Annotated in this window: 4 protein-coding genes; 2 read left to right on the forward strand and 2 right to left on the reverse strand. The window is 66.8% G+C overall.

The window, feature by feature from the left end; genetic code table 11:
- A partial coding sequence (locus JOZ76_RS07265) for a TIGR02302 family protein (RefSeq protein ID WP_291697947.1) occupies positions 1–1970 on the forward strand: 1970 nt, incomplete at its 5' end.
- 18 nt (positions 1971–1988) lie between these two features.
- Positions 1989–2591 (forward strand): hypothetical protein, encoded by a 603-nt coding sequence (locus JOZ76_RS07270; protein WP_291697948.1) that lies wholly within the window; start codon positions 1989–1991, stop codon positions 2589–2591.
- Between the two features lie 62 nt (positions 2592–2653).
- Here the strand turns inward: JOZ76_RS07270 and JOZ76_RS07275 are convergent, their stop codons facing one another.
- Both JOZ76_RS07275 and JOZ76_RS07280 read right to left on the reverse strand, forming a co-directional pair.
- Positions 2654–3028, reverse strand: coding sequence for a response regulator (locus JOZ76_RS07275; RefSeq protein ID WP_291697949.1), 375 nt, complete (start codon positions 3026–3028; stop codon positions 2654–2656).
- Positions 3029–3037: 9 nt separating this feature from the next.
- A partial coding sequence (locus JOZ76_RS07280; RefSeq protein WP_291697950.1) for an MJ0042-type zinc finger domain-containing protein occupies positions 3038–3839 on the reverse strand: 802 nt, incomplete at its 5' end.

Raw genomic sequence — 3839 nt, forward strand, 5'->3', positions numbered from 1 at the left:
TCTACACCGGAAAACCTCCGATCATCCTGTCGGCCGCTGGCAAGGAGGCGGCGCTGCCGGCGAGCGGGCCGCTTGCGGTGCCGGTCGGAAGCACGCTGATCGTGCGCTCCAGCGGGGGCACGCTCGACGTCATCACCGGCGGCGGAGTGACCGAGGCCGCCCCGACCGGAGAGGCCCCGAAGGGCACCGACGAAAAGCATTTTGCGATTGCCGGCGACGGCACCGTGCATGTGCGCGCACCGTCCGCGCAGCCGCAATGGGCGTTCACTGCGACGCCGGACCGGCCGCCGACGATCGCGCTCGCCAAGGATCCGGAGCGGCAGGCGCGCGGCTCGCTGCAGCTGTCCTACAAGCTCGAAGACGATTACGGCGTGACCGCCGCCGAGGCGCATGTCGCCGTCCGCGCGGCCGAAAAGGGTCAGGGGACGCTGCAAGCATCACAAGAAGGTTCGAAGGACGCGCGGCCGCTGTTCGCGCCGCCGCAGTTCCCGCTGGTGCTGCCGAACGCCCGCACCCGCAACGGGATCGGCCAGACCGTGAAGGATCTCAGCGACGATCCCTACGCCGGTGCCGACGTCACTCTGACGCTGACTGCGAAGGACGAAGCCGGCAACGAGGGCAGGAGCGAGCCCTTCAACATGCGCCTGCCGGAGCGGCTGTTCACCAAACCGCTGGCGCGGGCGCTGGTCGAGCAGCGCCGCATTCTCGCGCTCGACGCCAACAGGAATTCCGACGTCTATGCCGCGCTGGATGCGCTGCTGATCGCGCCGGAAATGTTCATGGCGGACGAAATGGGCCACTATCTCGGGCTCTACAACGTCGCGCACCAGCTCGAGGCCGCCCGTACCGACGATGCCATGCGCGAGGTGGTCGCAAGCCTCTGGGCGCTCGCCGTGACGATCGAGGACGGCGACATCACCGATGTCGACAAGGCGCTCCGCGCGGCGCAGGACGCGCTTAAGCAGGCGCTGGAGCGCGGCGCCAGCGACGAAGAGATCAAGAAGCTGACCCAGGATCTGCGCGCGGCGCTGGACAATTTCATGCGCCAGCTCGCCGAGCAGTTCCGCAACAATCCGCAGGCGATGAACCGGCCGCTCGATCCGAATACCAGGGTCATGCGCCAGCAGGATCTCAACAACATGATCGATCGCATGGAGCGGCTGTCGCGCTCCGGCGACAAGGATGCCGCCAAGGAGCTTTTGGAGCAGCTCCAGCAGATGCTCGAGGGCCTGCAGCTGGCGCAGCCGGGGCAGGGCGACAACGACATGGAGCAGGCGCTCAACGAGCTCGGCGACATGATCCGCAAGCAGCAGCAATTGCGCGACAAGACCTTCAAGCAGGGCCAGGATTCGCGGCGCGACCGCAGCCGCGGCAAGCAGGGCGACCAGAGCATGGGCGATCTGCAGCAAGATCAGCAGGCGCTGCGCGACCGCCTGAAGAAACTGCAGGATCAACTGGGCCAGCGTGGCATGGGACAGCCGCCCAAGGGCGACAAGGGCCAGAAGGGCGACAAGGGACAGCCCGGCGACCAGAGCGGTGACGACGACGGTGATCAGGCCGACGACCAGAATGGCCTGGGCGACGCCGATAGCGCGATGGGCGATGCCGGCAGCAGTCTCGGCGAGGGCAATGCCGATGCGGCGGTGGAGTCGCAGGGCCGGGCGCTGGAGGCGCTGCGCAAGGGCGCCCAGAGCCTCGCGGAGGCGATGCAGCAGGGCGACGACGGCCAGCAGGGCGACGGTCCGGGCAACCGTGTCGGCCGCCAGCAGGCCGGCAGGAACAACACCGATCCGCTCGGACGTCCGCTGCGCGGGCACGAATACAGCGACGACATGACGGTGAAAATCCCCGGCGACATCGACGTGCAGCGCGCCCGTCGCATCCTGGAGGAACTGCGCCGCCGGCTGGCCGACCCGGCCCGCCCGCAGCTCGAGCTCGACTACCTCGAGCGGCTGTTGAAGGATTACTGATTCCGTGCTGGAAGGCTGATGAGGGGGGTCCTTGCTACGATTTCCGGTGTGATCGCCGCTCTGTGGCTTTCATCGCTGTCGTCGCACGCAGCGGACCAATGCCCCGTGGCGGTGAAGGGCCGTGGCGCATTTGTCCTGGAGCGCGGCGCACGTTCGAAGACCGAGGTGACGTTCAGCGACGACGCGGTGATTAGCGCCGTCTCGCGCTTCCAGGGTTCACCCCTGCTCGAACTCAGGGAGTATCAGGGCCTGATTCAGCTCGAGCGGATCGATCGTGGACACAGAACGATCTTCAAGCCGGAAAGTGACCTCGCCAAGCTCTTCCCGCTGCAGCCCAAGCAAGAGATCGAGATTCGTCTCGACGCGAGCGAAGAGGGCGTGCCGCCCGCGGTCGTTGCGATCAGCTTGAGGATGGTCGGAACCGACAAGCTCGCGATCGGCGCCTGCGGCTACGATGTCCTGAAGTTCGAGCACACCGAGACGCATTCCGGTCGGAAGTCCGATCCCGTCATCGATTATTACGCGCCGGAGCTGAGATTCATCATCGCCAAGGAATACCGGGAGCGCGATGGCCGGACGACGTTGATCAAGTACGACCAGATTTATCCGGCCGAGCACTAGCTAATAGAGGGGTAGGACGAGCGGTGAATGCGGCGCTGCTTGTGCCTCTACCGAACCCGCACCTACCCCCGCCGCGACGCCAGCGCGTCGGCGACGGCGGTGCGGATGTCCGCCACCGAGAATGGCTTTGTGATCACGTCATGGGCGATGGCGGAAAGATTCGAGGCGCGCTCGCGCTGATGGGCAAAACCGGTCATCAGCAGGATGCAGATTCTTGGAAAATCGCGCGCCGCCGACAGCGCGAGCGCGATGCCATCCATGATCGGCATCTGAATGTCGGTCAGCAGTAGGTCGAATTCGCCGTCCTCTCGGCTCAGGATCTCCAGCGCCTCGGCGCCGTCCTGCGCGGTGACGGTCTCGTGGCCGTCCATGGCGATGGCGCGGGCCACCAGGGTGCGCATGGCATCTTCGTCGTCGGCAATCAGGATTCGCGGCATGGTCAGTTCCTACGCGCCGCCACCCGCGACGTCACGGCGATTGAAGAAGCGGATCTCGATGTTGCGGCCTTCCGCCGGCGGCGAAGCCAGGCGAGACTTGAACAGCACCCGCTCGCCGGGCTGCAGCACGGTCTGCTCCAGCAGGGTGTTCCAGGCATAGATCTCGGCGCCCTGTGCGTCGCGCACGGCAAAGCGCAGGCGCGGCAGGTCGGCGGCCTTGCGGGTCTCGCCGACGATCGCCCCCTCGATCACCAGCACCGGTTTGCCCTCGACGGTTTCGGTCGACAGCTTGACCTCCTTGAAGGCGAGGCCGCGCAAATTCACGTTGAGGCCGACCAGCCGGTAAAAACCCGCAGTCTGCGGCAGCAGGCGGACCATGTCGGCGCGCCAGATCAGGAGTGCAACGGCCAGCGCGCCCATGGCGGCGCAGGCGGTCGGCAGGCCAAGCAACGACCGGCCACCTGCCTTGCGCGGCGTCCGCGACTTGAACGCTTTGCCGAACCAGGATCGCTTCTCCCCCGTTTCATCCCAGTCGTCCGTACCGTTGCGCGCCGCGTTGGTCCAGTCGGCGTCGTCGGACGCATCCTGGGCCGACCAGCCGGCGATCGGAGGGCTTTCGACCACGGGTGGAGGCTGGTCATCGCCGTCCTGCGCGAGCCTCTCCCATTCGTCTGCAGCGGCATCCCGCTCGTTGTATCCCGCCTCCATCATCGCGGAGGTCGCGGCCGGCTCGATCGCGTCCTCCGGATGCGCGAGCCACACCTCCTTGCAGCGGGAACAGCGCACGGTTCGCCCGGTCGCGCCCAGCGCC

It is taken from the genome of Bradyrhizobium sp., from assembly GCF_019244115.1.
Lineage (GTDB): Bacteria > Pseudomonadota > Alphaproteobacteria > Rhizobiales > Xanthobacteraceae > Bradyrhizobium.